The sequence below is a fragment of the Nocardia citri genome (assembly GCF_054065835.1).
In genome coordinates this window covers 76622-91900 of the sequence record NZ_JBSUQM010000016.1, presented here as the reverse complement: position 1 = coordinate 91900, position 15279 = coordinate 76622, and the positions used below count along the sequence as shown (strand labels likewise).

Annotated in this window: 16 protein-coding genes; 3 read left to right on the top strand and 13 right to left on the bottom strand. The window is 67.5% G+C overall.

Annotated elements, in window-relative coordinates; genetic code table 11:
• Position 1: 1 nt before the first annotated feature.
• Positions 2-1219 carry an AAA family ATPase gene (locus ACW2Q0_RS21250; RefSeq protein ID WP_457192635.1) on the bottom strand — a complete coding sequence of 406 codons (1218 nt, stop codon included), beginning with the start codon at positions 1217-1219 and terminating at the stop codon, positions 2-4.
• Positions 1220-1312: 93 nt separating this feature from the next.
• Between ACW2Q0_RS21250 and ACW2Q0_RS21245 the strand changes: the two genes are divergently transcribed.
• The 3 genes from ACW2Q0_RS21245 (at position 1313) to ACW2Q0_RS21235 (ending at position 3060) form a co-directional block, all read left to right on the top strand.
• Positions 1313-1558: a hypothetical protein gene (locus tag ACW2Q0_RS21245; protein WP_457192634.1), complete on the top strand. Its 246-nt coding sequence runs from the start codon at positions 1313-1315 to the stop codon at positions 1556-1558.
• Positions 1559-1614: 56 nt separating this feature from the next.
• Positions 1615-2607, top strand: coding sequence for a hypothetical protein (locus ACW2Q0_RS21240; RefSeq protein WP_457192633.1), 993 nt, complete (start codon positions 1615-1617; stop codon positions 2605-2607).
• A gap of 129 nt (positions 2608-2736) precedes the next feature.
• A complete protein-coding gene (locus ACW2Q0_RS21235) occupies positions 2737-3060 on the top strand; it encodes a hypothetical protein (protein WP_457192632.1) in 324 nt (107 codons plus the stop codon).
• A 48-nt stretch (positions 3061-3108) separates the two neighbouring features.
• On the opposite strand, the gene ACW2Q0_RS21230 is transcribed toward ACW2Q0_RS21235, so the two are convergent.
• From ACW2Q0_RS21230 to ACW2Q0_RS21175, 12 genes are all read right to left on the bottom strand, one after another.
• Positions 3109-3978: a hypothetical protein gene (locus tag ACW2Q0_RS21230; protein WP_457192631.1), complete on the bottom strand. Its 870-nt coding sequence runs from the start codon at positions 3976-3978 to the stop codon at positions 3109-3111.
• A gap of 39 nt (positions 3979-4017) precedes the next feature.
• The gene (locus ACW2Q0_RS21225) at positions 4018-4737 is read right to left on the bottom strand and encodes a GNAT family N-acetyltransferase (protein ID WP_457192630.1); all 720 of its coding nucleotides are present in this window, start codon (positions 4735-4737) and stop codon (positions 4018-4020) included.
• Between the two features lie 332 nt (positions 4738-5069).
• Positions 5070-5723 (bottom strand): DUF4913 domain-containing protein, encoded by a 654-nt coding sequence (locus tag ACW2Q0_RS21220; protein ID WP_457192629.1) that lies wholly within the window; start codon positions 5721-5723, stop codon positions 5070-5072.
• The gene (locus ACW2Q0_RS21215) at positions 5720-7444 is read right to left on the bottom strand and encodes a type IV secretory system conjugative DNA transfer family protein (RefSeq protein ID WP_457192628.1); all 1725 of its coding nucleotides are present in this window, start codon (positions 7442-7444) and stop codon (positions 5720-5722) included. The genes ACW2Q0_RS21220 and ACW2Q0_RS21215 overlap by 4 nt, the downstream gene beginning before the upstream one ends.
• Positions 7444-8181, bottom strand: coding sequence for a hypothetical protein (locus tag ACW2Q0_RS21210; RefSeq protein ID WP_457192627.1), 738 nt, complete (start codon positions 8179-8181; stop codon positions 7444-7446). Before ACW2Q0_RS21210 ends, ACW2Q0_RS21215 begins: the two co-directional genes overlap by 1 nt.
• Before the next feature lie 25 nt (positions 8182-8206).
• The gene (locus ACW2Q0_RS21205; protein WP_457192626.1) at positions 8207-9844 is read right to left on the bottom strand and encodes a hypothetical protein; all 1638 of its coding nucleotides are present in this window, start codon (positions 9842-9844) and stop codon (positions 8207-8209) included.
• Positions 9841-11340 (bottom strand): SCO6880 family protein, encoded by a 1500-nt coding sequence (locus ACW2Q0_RS21200; RefSeq protein WP_457192625.1) that lies wholly within the window; start codon positions 11338-11340, stop codon positions 9841-9843. Before ACW2Q0_RS21200 ends, ACW2Q0_RS21205 begins: the two co-directional genes overlap by 4 nt.
• A 70-nt stretch (positions 11341-11410) precedes the next feature.
• On the bottom strand, positions 11411-13078 hold the full coding sequence (locus ACW2Q0_RS21195) for a hypothetical protein (RefSeq protein ID WP_457192624.1): 1668 nt from the start codon (positions 13076-13078) through the stop codon (positions 11411-11413).
• 15 nt (positions 13079-13093) lie between these two features.
• On the bottom strand, positions 13094-13765 hold the full coding sequence (locus ACW2Q0_RS21190) for a hypothetical protein (RefSeq protein ID WP_457192623.1): 672 nt from the start codon (positions 13763-13765) through the stop codon (positions 13094-13096).
• Positions 13766-13779: 14 nt separating this feature from the next.
• Positions 13780-14529 (bottom strand): hypothetical protein, encoded by a 750-nt coding sequence (locus ACW2Q0_RS21185; protein WP_457192622.1) that lies wholly within the window; start codon positions 14527-14529, stop codon positions 13780-13782.
• Between the two features lie 16 nt (positions 14530-14545).
• Complete coding sequence (locus ACW2Q0_RS21180) at positions 14546-14992, bottom strand: hypothetical protein (RefSeq protein WP_457192621.1); 447 nt, start codon at positions 14990-14992, stop codon at positions 14546-14548.
• Positions 14989-15276, bottom strand: coding sequence for a hypothetical protein (locus ACW2Q0_RS21175; protein WP_029930802.1), 288 nt, complete (start codon positions 15274-15276; stop codon positions 14989-14991). The genes ACW2Q0_RS21180 and ACW2Q0_RS21175 overlap by 4 nt, the downstream gene beginning before the upstream one ends.
• Between the last annotated feature and the right edge of the window lie 3 nt (positions 15277-15279).

The following is a 15279-nucleotide window of genomic DNA, read 5'->3' as shown; positions in this document are numbered from 1 at the left end:
GTCAGTTGTTGCCGGTCAGGGTGTTGACATCTACGCCGAGCGCTTCAGTCATCACCCGGGCGTAGACCGCCTTGTGTCGGGCCAGCGTCGCGTCCACTGTGGTGGTGGACCGGCCTGCGGCCAACGAGTTGCGGCGCAACTCCTCGAGCCGTTTGCCCGCCTTGCCGAGCTTGTGGTTGGCCTCCTTGATCGCCCACTGCGACAACGTTTCTCGCGATTGACCGGCTTTGGCGTCGAGCTGGGCAGCCATCTCGGCGATGGCGTCGGATAGGTCCATCGCTTCCCGCGCATCGGGGTTGACCAGCGCGAGCACCTCCCGTTCGACGGTGGGCCGTTCGGCGACCGAATCCCACAGCACATGGGTGAGCATCGGCAGGTCGTTGTCGTCGACCTCGGCGCGGCCGTCGAGGAACGCCGACGCCTGGAGCAGACGAATGGCCTGCTTCCAGCGTCGATCCGACGCCACGAGCGACTGCCGGCGCAGCGAGGTCCGCAGCTGGCAGACGGTATCGACCACCCCGTCCGGCACCGTCACGGCCGGGACGTCGATCGTGACCGCCTGCTGCAACGCCGCGAGCGTGACCGTGGTCGGCGCGGCGGCGGCCGCGGGGACCTGGACAGCGGAGCGGATGAGAGCGGCGAAGTTCGACGGATCGGCCAGATAGCCGACCTCGAGCCGCACGAGCAGGCGATCGTAGATCGCGGCGCTCTCCTCCCCGCTAGGCAGCTCGTTGGAAGCGGTGATAGCCGAGATCAACGGGCAACTGATCGGGGCCCCACCGGATTCGGGGTGATACAGCCTCTCGTTCAGGAAGGCCAGGGTCTCGTTGAGTGCGCCCACCGAGCACTTGAAGATCTCGTCCATGAATGCGATATGGCAGGTCGTGGCCCGACCTTCGAACAGCTGGGTGTAGCGGCCCTGGGTCAGGGCGGCGACATCGACCGGGCCGAACATCTTCTTCGGATCGGTGAATTTGCTCAGCAGGATCTCCCACATCTGCGCGTCGACGATCCGGCCGGTCAGCTCGCGCGCCAGCTCGGATTTCGCGGTGCCGGGCGGGCCGAGGATCAGCGAGTGCTTGCCCGCCAGGATCGCAGCGACCACCGCGCGAACGACCTCGGAGCGTTCGTAGAACAGCTCAGACAACTCCGTGCTCACCGCGCGTAGCTTGCTCGCGGTCTCGGCCGAATCGTGTACCACCTGCTGTTTCGTGCTCATAACCTCTCCCCGATTTAATGGGTACCCATTTATTGCCACCGACACTAGCACAGGGGTTGGACAAGTGGGTACCCACTAAGTGAGGATGGTGGGATGACGTCCGGCGACCCGCACAAGGCCAAGCAGCGATCCTGGCGTCCCGAGAACGATGAGTACTTCGGCGCGAAGGATCTCCTCGAAGCGCGGGGGAGCGGGCTGACGGAGTACCTGCGGGCGTGCGTGCGCTGGCTGCAAGCCGATCCGGATGCGGCGTTGGAGACGCTGGGCGAGCACTGGCCCGAACCGCGCACCCGCGGCCGCCCTCGTGCGGAGGAGCCAGCGGCGGAGCCGCATCGCTGACTGCGACCCCGATAGGGTTGTGCCTGAACAGATCTCGTGGACCAGGAGGACGGAGCATGGGGCACATCCGTATACCGGATCCGGAGTTCTGGTGGCTGGCCCGCCGCGACGATGTCGCCTGGCTCGAGGATCCGGACGTGGCCGACGGCAAGGTCCGCTGGCCCGATCGTGACCGTCTGAACTGGCGAGCCATCGCAGCGACCGTCAATGCGATCGCGGAACGCCTCGATGACGCGACCGCGCTCCTGGAGCTCGACGAGGACGGGGTCGGCCTGGTTCCGTGTGCTCTGGAAGCGCTCGGTGACGTCGAGCGCGACGTCGTGCGGCGGTGGTTCACCGAGCCGCCGGTGTTCGATCCATGGGACGACGCCCCGAGCAATGGACGTCATCGGCTGTGGGGCGTGTGGTCGGTGGAGCCGGCCGTGCGGCTTCCGGTGCGGTCGGAGATTCTCGGATACGCGCGGCAGGCGGAGATCAGCCGATCCGGCGACTATCCGAAGCAGCTGCGCCGGGTGCGCTGGTTCGACTCCTCCCAGGGCGCGAACCAGCGGTACGCCCGCACTCTCGAGCAGGCCATGCGCGGGCAGCTGCCCGGCCCGGATGAGGAGGCGGAGCCCGTGATCGAGCGGCCTCTCGGCTCACCCGCCGGGCCCGCTCCCGCCATGCTGGAGACCGAGCCCGGTCAGGAGCTCGCGGTTGCTAATTTCTCCGGTAGGCGCACCCACTCGTATCCCATTGAGGTGTGGCAGCTTTCGGACGGCCGCCGCGTCGCCATTGTCTCCGAGACGTTCTCGGCGGCGTCGCTGATGAATGCCGCCGAGCGCATCATGGCCGCCGTTCATCGGCAGTGGCCGAACGCGCTGATACTGGAACACTGGCTGTCCGACAGCACACACGGCACCGCGGGCAGGCACGGTGGCTACTGCTGGTCCAGTGGCATTGGTGGCTACCGGCCCGCCGACCTCGCCGACCTGTTCAACCACGGCCTCGACCTTCGCGATGACGTGGGCGGTCCGGACGCAGCTACACTCAACCCGCCCCGTCGGTGAACTTTCCCGGCGGGTGCAGCCATTTTCGGGCATGAACGCCCGCCGCCGGGCTGCTCATTTTTCCGGCGAATGCGACACGTTCGCGCTGTTCAGCGTGGCGAAGACCCGAGAGCGATAACGTGCGGCGTCATGGGCTACCAGCGCATCGCACCAGGCCAGAGCGTCGCCGACCACACCGACGCGCTGCTCGCGCGGATCGCGAGCGAGCTGACCGGCAAAGGACATCGGCTTGCCGACACCGAGGTCCACATGAATGTCACTGACCGCGCCGATGACGAGGTCGCGTTGATCCAGCAACGTGCCGAGCAGATCGGTTTCGGTGCAATCGTTTTCGTCGACGATCGTCAGCCGTCTCGCTCTGGCACCGTTCCCAGCTCCACACTGGGTCCGCTCGCGAGTTCGGTCGCCGCCGAGGCGCGAGCCGCACGCATCCTCGGCGACAAGTTCGACTGAACTGGGGCAGCTGGAACCGCCACTCCGCGCTCAGTACTCCGGTCTCCGCTATCGAGTGGTGAGAAGCTCGTCGAGGCGGACGTGCTGTCCGGGAGCGATCTCGAAGAAGCAGTCCTGCTGTTCGTCGATATGGGTAGGTGCTTGGCCGACGGCGTCGAGTAGGGCGTGCAAGCGCGGGTAGGGCGCGTCGCGGACTCGTTCGACGATGCCGGGGCGGCGCCACCACTCGATCGCGGCGGATGCCAGATTGACCCCTGCGTTCCGCAGTCGAGTCTCGCCGTCCGGGGCGAGGGCGTAGGCGCCGGTGGTGATCATCTCGTCGTCCTCGGCGACCACCGTGTAGTCCAGGATCAGCTCTTCGCGCGGGACGGTCATCCGGGTGCCGACGAGAAGACGGCCTTCTGCCAACGCCGCTCGCGCCCGCTCCCCGCCGGCGAGCACTCCGCCGGGTCGCCCGACGATGGGCAGAGGCATCGAGGCGCGAGCTTCGGGATACTGCATCACGGTCGTGTCGATCCATCGCCCGGAGCCGGGGAGGTACAGCACGCAGTGGCCGCTGTAATCCTTTCCGTCCCAATGGTGTTCACCACCGCCGTATCGCGTCAGTGGTCCTCTGTCGCGGTGGCTGATCACCAGTTGCACGGCGGTGGGCCGGGCCAGAACTCCGATGACGTCGTATGCCTGCTGCAACGTCAGCGCGGCAGAGACACACATGTTGGCCTGGTGGCCGCTGGAGTGATGAAGCCACAGAAACGGCGGCAGCATCTCTACCAGCTGATCCGGCGGTGCGGTACCGAGCATGGTCGCGATCACCTGCTCGGGGATTCCCAACCGGCCCGGGTTGTATCCGGTGCGGCCCCGGCTCGGCTTTCGAGCTCCGTTCGTGCGTTTTGGCTTGCGCCCCTTCGACTTCGGCATTGCGAGTCGACCCCCTTCGCTGATCAATCGGTGGGTTGGTCAGTGGAACCGCTTGGTGAAGAAGCGTTCGCTGGGCATGGGTGAGGGCCCGGCGGTGAATCCGAAGATCGACGAGAAATCCAGACCGACCCCGGTGGGGTGGATGGTGAATCCGATGTTGCGGTAGAAGCGTTCCAATCCGTGATCATCGGCCTCGAACTGGCCGTAGAGCAGATCGGCCTGGGAGCGCTGCACGATGTCGAGGGCGGTGCGTACCAGCGCGGTTCCGGCGCCGCTGCGGCGGTGCGCGTCGTCGACGGAGACGAAATGCAGTTTCGAGGTACGCAAAATCCCGTTCATCACCGGCTGCATCCCGGCCTGCGGGGGCAGCATGGACAGGAAGTACTCCGACGGGCCCGCCAGCAGACCACCCACCGGACCGCTGTCGTCCACCGCGACCAGCGCGAAGGTGTGCGCCCACGTCATGGCTTCGAGTTGGCCAGCGCGAAACGCTCGCTCGTCAGCGTCGTGTCCGGCCTCGAAATCGAGAGCGGTGGCCAGGAATCCGTTGGTGTGCGCCTCGATGAGCCTGCGTGCGGTGAGGGGCCCGCCCGCATCCGCCATACTTGCCCATTTCTCGAACTGGGCGAGCTCGTCGACGCCCCCAGCGTGGCGGATCTGCACTAAGGAACCGGCCGCGGTCACCACGGGGTTCGGTAGTTCTGGTCGTGCCGATTTCGCAGCGGCGCGCTTTTCGCGATTGCGACGGCCCTTCGACATGCGATCCCCCTACGGTGTGTATGCCGCGCGGATATCTGTGGTCGCCGAGGTTACAGCGGCCCACCGACAAGTCTGACCGTGCAGGACGCGGCTGAGACGCGGAATCGACATCTGGAGAGGATTGCCGCACAACGGAATTACGCACCGAGGCCCCAGTGTCAGCGCGGGAAAGCAGTGCGGAGGGAAGGCGGCGGGATCCGGTCTGGGGAGGAGTCCGGACGTTGCGCGCCTTCCCTCCGCGCGGATGCCGTCACCGGCGTGGTGGTGGGCCGAGGGGAGTGGTGCCTCCCACCGTGCCTTGTTGGTGACGGCGTGGCTTGGGCGAGAAGGGATTACGGTCTGAAGCTCGCGGGGACGACCGGTACGAACTTGGCGTCGGGGTCGTGGTTGTCGGGGGTGCAGGAGTAGAAGGGGCCGCTCGGGCTGCTCAGGGTGTTGAACAGCGGGTAGAAGAAGTCGCGGAAGTACACGGCCATGGCGGCCCCTGGTTGTACGACCGCTTCCAGCCAGGCGCGGCGCAGCGACCACAGCACCGTGGTTGCCTCGGGGTGCTCGTACCATTCCGAGCACCAGCAGATCGCGCCGTTGGCGGTGCTGGTGGCCGAGCGGGGCAGTTTGCGCTGGGTCCACTCACCGATATTGCCGATCACCCATTCCAGCAGCACATCCATGTCGATTTGGTCAGGGTCAGCGCCAGCAGGGGCCGCATCGGCCGCGGCTGCCCCGCCGGCTCCGGCCGTGTTCGCGGCCGCACCGGATGCCGCTTCGGCGGGTGCGGTCGCGGCCATCCGGTCGGCGAGCACGCCGAGGGCGGTTTCGAACTCGTCGAGGCCCTGAGCGGATCGGGCGGCGGTGGCGTCGACGCGCTCGACTCTCGTGGACAGCAACCGGTTTTGGTTGCGCATCTCGACGAGCGCTTCGCCGAGGGAGGCGAGCTGGTCGCGCAGCTCGGCGAGTTCGGTGTCCGGGGATTCGTCGGTGCTCACGCCGCACCCGCTTTCGCCTTTTCGTCGAGTCGCCGACGCAGCGCCTGGGCGACCGGGTTGGCCGGGCCCAGGTGCTTGATCGCGGCGTTCTGCACCTCCTTGGTGGCCTCGTCGCGGACTCGTTCGATATCGCCCTTATCCGGCTCGGTGTACCAGGGGATGAGGTCGATCAGCACCGGGCGCGATGACTGCCGGATCAGCAGCGCATTGTGCTTCTTCATGGCGGCGATCTCTTCGACGGGCATGATCGGTTCCAGCGATCCGCGGTCGTTGGAGGTGGTGACACCACCGGGACCGTGGGAGCGGCGGCGCTCGCGTGGCTTGTACTGGCCGACAAGGCCGGAGATCTTGCGCAGGAACGGCTCGTCTTGCAGTCCGGCGCCGAGGATGCGCACCGTTGATGCGCCCCACAACGCGGCCGCCTCGTCGGCGCCCCAGGTCGAAATGATCTGCGCTTCGGACTGGAAGATCGCGGTGACGCACATCGACTTCGACCCCAGATGCGACGCCAGCTTCGGCAGTCGCTTGATCTTGCAGATATTGGCGCATTCGTCGAGGACGAGAGTCATCGGTGGATCGACGCGGCCACCGTGGGCCGAGGCAACGTCGTCGCCGAATTCGAAGATCTTGGCGACCATGGCCGAGATCACCGCACCGGCGCTGCCCGAGCCCTCTTGGGTCATCAGGTACAGCGTCGGGGCCTTGCCATCCTCGTAGGCGAACAGGCTCCACAGGTCGAGCTCGGCGATCTTCTCCGTGGTCGGCTGCTCCCACGTATTCGGCGGGGTGATCCAGCGCAGGGTCTCCTCGTCCTGGATCGAGGCCAGCGCGGTCTGGGCTTCACCGTAGACACCGCCTCGGGTCTCGGCGGGAAGGTCGAGAACGGCGGCGAAGGCGTTGCCCGCGCGGCGATTTCCGTGCTGGTGCAGGATGTCGATCGGCTTGTCGGAGTAGGTGTCGATCCAGTCCAAGACGTCCCGCATGGTGCGCCCGCTCAGCGCGGCCGCCAGCAGCGCCCACGACAGCAGGTTCTTGCCGGTCGGCGCGAAGAACGGGTCCTCGTTCTGGCCCGAGCCCGCGCCGCGGTTCTCCTCGATGAAGTGCTCGGCGATCTTCTTGGCGTCGAGCAGCGTCGTGATGCCGGAAAGGATGTTCCACCACCAGGTTTGGGCGGCATAGGCGATCTGGCTGGGGTCGAAGACGTAGACTGGCCCGACATCCTTGCGCAGGGCCCCGGTGAGGATCCACAGATCGGGTTTGTTCGATGTGGCGATCACCGCGCCGGGGGCGGACAGGATGCGCGGCACAGCGACGGCGGAGGTCTTGTTGCTGCGCGGGCCCATCAGCACGATGGTGAAGTCCTCCCAGGAGGCGTAGATCAGCTTGCCCAGCAGGCGACCGATCAACGGTGCCAGCTCCCGCATGGACACGCCCTTGGCGGATTCGATGGAGGCGCGCAGGCCCACACCACGCTGGGCGGCCTTCTTGCCGAGCATGTCCGGGATCTGGCTCTTGTCCCGCAACAGCTTCTCCGGCGTCTCCCTCGGCCACGCCTTCCAGGCCGCCCACGCCAGTGCGGCGGCCAGCAAGACCAGCAGCACCGCGACCAGACCGATCACGAGCCATGACGTGCCTTGTTCGTGGATTCGGTAGACGCCGTAGCCGATTCCCGCCACGACGAACACCGCGATCCACACCCAGGCCAGCGCGGAGTCTCCCATCACGCACCCCTTCGCAGAGCGCCGACGTTCACCACCCGCACCGGCATCCCCGCGTCCTGAGCCCCTAGCAGCAGCTCGGCCCGCAACGCGGCGGCCGCGCCCGCGCTGCGGGTGCCGGGCACCTCGACGACGAAGATCTCCCGATGCGCGGCGAGCGCACCCGAATCGAGCACCGGCAGCTGCTCGACCGCCGGCCCCGCACCCGCCTGCGGGCTCAGGGCGGCGAGGATCGCGCCGTGATCCAGCGGCAGCATGGCCTGGCGGACCACAGCCCAGATCGCGGCCTGTTCACCGGTCGGCGCTTCGCCGAAGGCGTCCAGATCCGCGGTCGGACCGCCTTCACCCCGCAGCTCCAGCAGACGGTAGGGCTCACTGAGGTCGCCGGTGTGGATCCAGTCGAGCACGTCGGTGAGGCTGCGTCGCCCACGCACGGCGGCCAGCAGCAGGTTCGCGGTCAGCAGCGACGCCTCCGGGACGAAGAATAACGCGCCTTCGTCTTGGACCACGGAGAACAGCGCCTCGGCGATGCGGTCGGCGTCGGCGGCATCACGGATGCTGGCCAGCAGATCCCACCGAAAAGTGGTTGCCGGGCCGGGCATTTCGGGGTTCCATACAAGACCCCGGCCCCACCAGCGACGCGGCAGCACCGCCACATGGTCGGTCACCGTGATGACCATGGCGGCGGTACTGCCACCCGGATCGTGGTTCCAGTCCGGTGCGGAGATGACGTCCCGCATCACGATCCTTTCCCGAGTCGGTCGCTCATGCTGCATGGCTCCTCCGTTCAGAGGCGGAATCGTCGAGTCCGGAGAAGGCACCGTCGGTGTTGTAGAGCTCGAGCTCTTCCGGTGTCAGGTCGACATTCACTGGCAACCCCATGCGCGATCCGGATTTGATGAGGTACTTGCCTCGGCCGGGATGACGCTGGCCGGGCACCCAGGTCGGTGGCGCGGACCACCGGGTCACCAGTTCTTTCTCACCGCTGGTGAACGGTGAAATCGCGTGCAGCCGTTCCATTTCGGCGTTGTCGAGCCCACCGATGACCTTGATGGCGTTGCGGGCGACCATGCCCTTGGCCTTGGCGCGGTCGGCCTCGGTCGGCAGCGCTTCCAGGTCGGTGATGGAGTGGGTACTCTGCGCTGAGACCACCCCGCGCGCCCGGTTGAGGCGGGTCATCCGGTCGGACTTCTCGACCAGGCCGGGAGCCGCGCGCAGCGCCCGCCACAGCTCGTCCTGGGGCTGGAAGACATTGCGGCGCTGCCCGGCGGCCTGCTTGCCCTCGATCAGGCCCGCCGACCACGCCCACGCGCACATCATCGCGGCGGCCACCACATCGTCACCGTCGTCCTCAACTGCCTTGAGCGACAACGACACTGCGGGCAGATCGGCGTCGATGGAGAAGCTCGACGACCGGTCGAACATGCCCTTGATCGGTCCCTCGCACAACAACACCAGGGTGTTGCGCAGCTCCCGGATCTCGCGCCGGTACTCGTGCTCGTCGCGGGCGGCGACCACACGCAGCAGGGGAGTACCGGCAGCGTCGAGAATGTTCACCAGCGCCGGGATCGTGGGATCGGGCAAGCCGTGCCGCTGGCTGGCGGCGTCGGCCTGGTCGACGGCCATCGCCAGCAGCAGCCGCTCGGTAGCGGTGAGATCCTGTCCGCCGACGATCGTGATCAGCGATTCCAGCAGGTCCAGACGACGGCCACGGGCCTGGGAGACCAGTTGCTCGCGCTGGGTGCCGACCGCCGCGCGGATCGCGCCGCGCAGCGGCCCCAGGTCCAGCGGGTTGAGGCTGTGCAGGCCGCGACCGATTCGGAACACTTTGCCATCCAACGCTTCTACGATCGGGGTGTACTCGTCTTTGATGTCGCCGGGGATCACCGCGGCGAACCCGAACGCGACCAGACCGACGAGCAGCCGCTTGATCGCGGTGGACTTTCCGATGCCGGGCTGTCCCTGCACCCACAGGCCGGTGTTGGTGACCAGGCCGTCGACCAGCCACTGCGACGGGTCGAGCCCGATGGGCTCGGCGGTGTGCAAGTGACGGCCGAACGGGACGCCGCGCACCCTGGCACCGGAGGCGGCCGGGAACGGGTACAGGCCCTGGACCTGAGTGGTCGTGCCCGCATACAGCCGGCCCGCGTCGACATTGTGGGCGTACCCACCGAAGGGCCGGTAGTCACCGCGTGCGCCGGGGATCGGGGGCAGGGACTCGAAGGGCATGAACGGATTGAACGGTGCTTGCCCGGGTTCTTCCGGGTCGAGCGGTTCCTGCTTGCGGTAGGCGGGGATGACTCCCAGCTTGGCCAGCCAGCGTTCGGCCAGGCCCGCTTGTGCTCCGGCGCGGTGCAGCCGGGCAACGGATTCGGCTTCGGAGACGAGCTCGGTGGTGGTCATGCCAGCCACCTCTGCGCCGCGCTACGAGAGAGCCCGGACGTGGGCTCGATGCCGTAGCCGAGGGAGGCCGCGAACGCGGCGGGCTGTGCGCCGCGGGCCCGGCGGAACTGCAATTTGGTGTTGCTGATGCGGTCCTCGACGTCGGCGCAGGCGGCGGCGAGGGTTTCTTCGTTGCGCACCGTGGTGGTGACGTACATGGTGAACTGGCCCAGGCCCGCGCCCATCGACTCTTCCTGGGCGGCCTTGCGGGCGCGCACCCGGTCGTCGTATTCGCGCTGGGTCTCGTCCTTCTTGGTCTTGGCGTTCCAGATCCGGCGCAGGGTGCCGGCCTGGATCTCGCGCTCGACGATTTCGGCGGCGGCCGCGGCGCTGTAGGGCCGGTAGACCATCGAGAATCGGCGGTAGTACTTTCCGGGGCTGACCAGTTTGAGCAGGATGTGGTGGCGCACAACGCTACTGGGCATTCCCTTGAGCACCCAGGTCACCGAATAGCCGGAGTCGTGGTAGTAGACGTCCTTGGTGGTTTCGGTGCGCAGGGCGCTTCCGTCGGTCCAGGTCAGCAGCTCGTCGGTCTCCTTATCGGGGGTATCGGACAGGAAGATCCGGATGGCGGGGTCGAACGCGGCGCGGATATTGCGGATCACCGAGGCGGTGCTGGCGCGGTCGGTCACGGTCGCTCCGGCCGCCGCCAGGGCGGACTCGATGCGGGGCAGCCACCGCACCACCTCGGCCGCGCCCTCGGAAAGGGTCTTGGGCTGGGGGGATGCCTTGGACAGATCGAAGTTCACCGCGACCCGCATCTGGATGTCGGCAGTGGTCGAACGTGACTGGTTGACGGCCTTTTCCATGATCTTCTTGGCCAGCTCGGGAGCGTTCTTGCCATCGCGCTCCATGCGGGCCAGGGTGTAGGCGCGCTGGTCGACGCCGCCGGTCGGGGAGGATTCGCAGGTGAACACCACCGAGGAGATGATCGGGGTGAAACCCAGGTCAGCCAGCCAGCCGCCATAGTTGCGGACCCAGGCGTTGGTGTCGGCGGTGTCGGCCAGGGTGATGCCGACTGGGGACACCTTCAGCACCGCCGACAGGATGCCGGTACGGCGGTTCCAGATCAGGCACTGGTTGCCGCCGCGACCGTCTTCGACCGTCAACGGCATCAGCGGGGCCAGCACGCCAGGCATGTTCTCCCCGCGCGGAACCTCCTCGAGCACGTCCGCGGCGTAGGCGTCGCTGTTGTGGCGGTTGCCCCACCATGCGCGCACGTTCCAGCTCACGTGCTCGACGACGGTGCGCCGCGAATCGCCCATCGGGACGATGGTCAGCGCCAGCACGGGGATGGCGATGAACAGTCCGATGAAAGCCAGAAACAGGTTGATGAACGTGGTGAAGGCCAAGCCCACCACCGTGGCCAGGATGATGGCCGTGCCGCTGGTTCCGAGACGACCCAGGCCGAAGCCCTTGACCTCTCGAAATCCGCCGTAACCGGGTGTGTCGCTCATCGTGTGCTCCTAACGTGTGCCTGCCTTGCGGTGTGCTGGGGTGTCCGGACTCGGTGAGATGTGTTGGCGCTCATTGCCGCTCCGGCCCGAGGTCGTCGCCGGTCATCTCCGAGCTGACGTCGTCGGCGGCCGCGGCGGCCGAGCTGGCCGCCGAGAGCCCCGCTTGGATCGCCATGGAGGCCCCGCCCGTGGCTGCCCCTGCGGCGCCTGCGGCCGCCGTTGATCCGCCACCGGCCGCAGCGGCTCCGCCAGCTTCGGAGGCCCCGGCGACGTCGACGCCGGAGCCGCCGCTGTCGCTCGGTGTGGCGGGTGTCCCGGAGGCATCGGGGTTTTCGGGCTGCGGGCCGGGTCCGGCTTCGAGTTCGAGGCCGTTGTTGCCGGTGCCGATGGCCTTGGGCGAGGACCCAGATTCCAGCTGGGACTGTCCGCCGCCGGAGGTCAGGGCCTGCGAGCCCCCGTTGCCTGGTGACGGGTCGTGCTCGCCTCCGCCGCCGGGACCGGTGGCGGACATGAAGTTCGCGAATCCATCTCCACCAGAGGAGGATCCGGAACCTGACCCGCTGCCGCCCATGGCTGCAGCGGCGCCGAGGGCACCGCCGGCCAGGCCGCCGACTGCGACGCCGAGTGCGCCAGAGCCGCCGGAGACGTGCATACCCATGAAGTCAAAGAACTTCAGCATCGCCGGGAGGGCGATCACCGCGAGCGCGACCACCATCAGGCCGGTGACCAGAGTGGTCAGCGATTGTTCCTGGCCGATGAGCTGGAAGCCGAGTGAATAGATGAACGCCGCCATCGGTTTGTAAAGCACCAGCGCCACGCAGGTGGAGGCGATGCGGGGGAACCATTGTCGTCCCCAGGTAGTGAGCTGTCCGGCGGCGGCGAACAGAATCATGTTGTACAGCACGATGATTCCGGCTTGGCGGATGAAGCCCATCACCCACTGGATCGCGCCGAGGAGGAAGGCGACGATGCCCAGCAGCAGCACGCCGCCGGGATTGCCGATGGTGGAGGTGCCCAGCATCGCCTGCACCCGCTGGCCGAACTGGTTGGCGTCGGTGTCGATCATCTGGTGGGCGAAGTCGTCTCCGGCGTGGATTGCGCCGGAGAGCACGATCAGCGCCATCGAGGAGATGACGACGTATTTGACTCCGCCGAGCAGGACCTGCGCGCCGGGCTCGGTGCGGCGGCTGACCATCATCACCATGGCGGAGGTCAAGATCCCGGCCATCATGATGAAGAACACGACCTTCTGCACCGGTGCCTTGCCCGCCATCACTCCGGCGTAGGACAGACTGATCGAGTCGGTGCCGATCCACCAGGTCATCGACTCGACCAGCAGGTCACCGGAGAACTTACCGATGGATTCGGCGGCCTTGCCGAATGCGGAGTCCACGGCCTTGCCGACGGTGTTGTCGGCGACGGTTCCCGGGCTCAGGTCGATCGTGGTTTCCTTTGCCCCGTTGTTGATTTGCGCCCGATACAGGGTGTCGTCGTTCGGGTAGAGGTAGCCGGTATCCGGGTTGCCGTCGCAGCCAGGGAACTGGGGATGGTCAGAGCACCAGATCACACCGTCTTTGTCGCGCCAGCTCTTCTGCTCGGCGGTCAGTTCAGACAGCTTCTGCGGCATGTTCGCTGGTGGCGCGGCCGAGACCAGCGCAGCGGGCCCGGCCACCAGCAGCGCCAGCAGCAACCCGACCAGCATTAGTGGCCGCAGCCTCGAACGTGTCCCGGTGCTCATCGCACGTCCTCTCTCCTAGAAGGTCGTGAACCCTTTCAGGCCCGTGGAATTCGGAAGTTCGGGAAGGCCGGAATCGACCTGGTAGACCCAGTCGTTGCCGTCCCAGAGAACGGCGCGGCGTTGGAAGTCGTAGCCGCCCTTGTTGGACGGGACCGCGAAGTAGATCCGCGCGAAAGTCGGTGTGTAGGTGGCGAACTGGAAGGCAATCGGTTGGCGGAAGGCTGCTTCGAACTCTTCCGAGGACAGGTTGCGGGTCTGGGTGACCGCGTTGCGCACCTGCTGCTGCTGACCAAGATCGGCACGTACCTGGGTGCCGAGCAGCTGCTCGTAGCGGGTGTCGGTCAGCACGCGTGTGGAGATCTGCCAGGCCGCGATGAGCGCGCCTTGCGGGGTGTGGGTGTAGCCGTGGGCACGCGGACCGTCGACCTGGGCGGGCCCGTCCGCGCCGAAGGGCAGGCGGACGCCGTTGATCAGCTTCCATTCCAGGTCGCGCGGCGGCGTCGCGGTGGCGACGGCACCGGGCGTGGCCGGGGTCGCGGAATCGGTTGTCCGGTCGCGCATTACGGCGACCACGACGATTCCGACGATCACGACCAGCACGGCGGCCGCGGCCACCAGCAGCCAGCGGCGCGGCAGGCGCGGGCCTCGGCTCGCGGGGCGTTCGGCGAATTCCCGGGTGGTGAACATCGACGTCTCCTTCGCTACAGCGGGGTGAATCCGGTCAGGTCTGCCGCTTCCGGCAGCGCCGGTGCGATCAGATCACTGCTGTAGCGCCAATCGCCATCGCGCCATACCACTGCCTGACGGGCGATCCGGTAGGAACCGGAAGGTCGGGGGTAGGCGTAATAGACGGTGGCGGCGTCGCCGGTGTAGGCGCCGACCTTGAATCCGGCGGGCTGAACGGTGCTGGCCTGCACCGCCGCCGGGTCCGGGCGGGGCTGGGTATTGCGGGCGGTGACGATCTGCAGGCGGTCGGCATCCGGGATCGCGGCCTGGGCATCGAGGATGCGCACGAAGTCCGGCGAGTACAGGATCCGCATGCTGATCTGGAGTGCGGCGATGGCCGCGCCCTGCGGGGTGTGAGCGTAGCCGGCCGCGACCGCGCCATCGATGCGGGTGGGCCCATCCGAGCCGCTGAACGGCAAGGGTGCGCCGTCGACGCGCTGCCAGGACACTCCCTGCGGTGCAGCGGTCAGCCAGTCCGGATCGGCGGGGCTACGGCTGACGGGAACCTGGGGGACCAGCGACCCCTTCGCGGTGGTCGTCACGACGGTTGTTGTGCCTGTAGTGGTTCCGGTGCTCGTGGCGTCGTTCCCGCCGTCGGAGCCGGAGCCGACCAGCGCGACGGTGACGAGAACCAGCGCCGCGGCGCAGGCGGCTCCGACCAGATACCGGCGGCGCACCCCTGTCAGAGGGGTCTTGTCGCGAAACTCTCGTGTGGTCAGTGGCATTGTGGCTCAACCTCTTTCACAGAAATGTGTTGATGACGGTGTAGGCCGACCCGGACAGCACCGTGGCGCCGAGGACGACGGGCAGGGAGTGCAGGGCCTTCTTGGCCTGTTCCGAGCGGCCTCGGATGCCCACCATCAGCACTCCGGCGGTGATCAGCACTCCGCCGACCGCGCAAGCGAGCGCGAGCGTGCGCAGCCAGCCGAGCGCGTCGGCGATGAAGGAATCCAGATCGCCGGGGGCGTTCGCGGGATCTCCACCGAACTTGTCCCACTGCACGCCACCGGTTTTGGGGTCGCGAATGGGGATCTGTTCCCCGCTGCCGCCGCCTCCGGGACTCTGGGGGCTGAGCTGCTGGCTCGGGGAGGGGGCCGGGGCGGTCGTCGGCGGCTGAGCGTGCACGGCTCCGGCCCCCGCCACGGTCAGCACCGCGGTGAGCACGAACGCCCAGACGGCCCGTTTCATTGGAACGCCTGGATGATTCCGCCCGCGCCGCCGGTGATGACGACGCCGAGGATGACCATCGGCAGGTGCCCGAGGGCGTTCTTGGCGGTGTCGCTACGCCCACGCAACCCGATGAACAGCATCCCCGCTACGGCTAGCAGTCCGCCGAAAGCCAGGGCATAGCAGATGGTCTTGGCGTAGCCAAGGACGTCGTTGACGCGATTGCCCAGCTCGCCGGGCAGTTCCTTGGCGGGCGGGTTGGGCACCTGGGCCAGCCAGTCGGCGGCCAGTAGCAGTGTGGACATTGG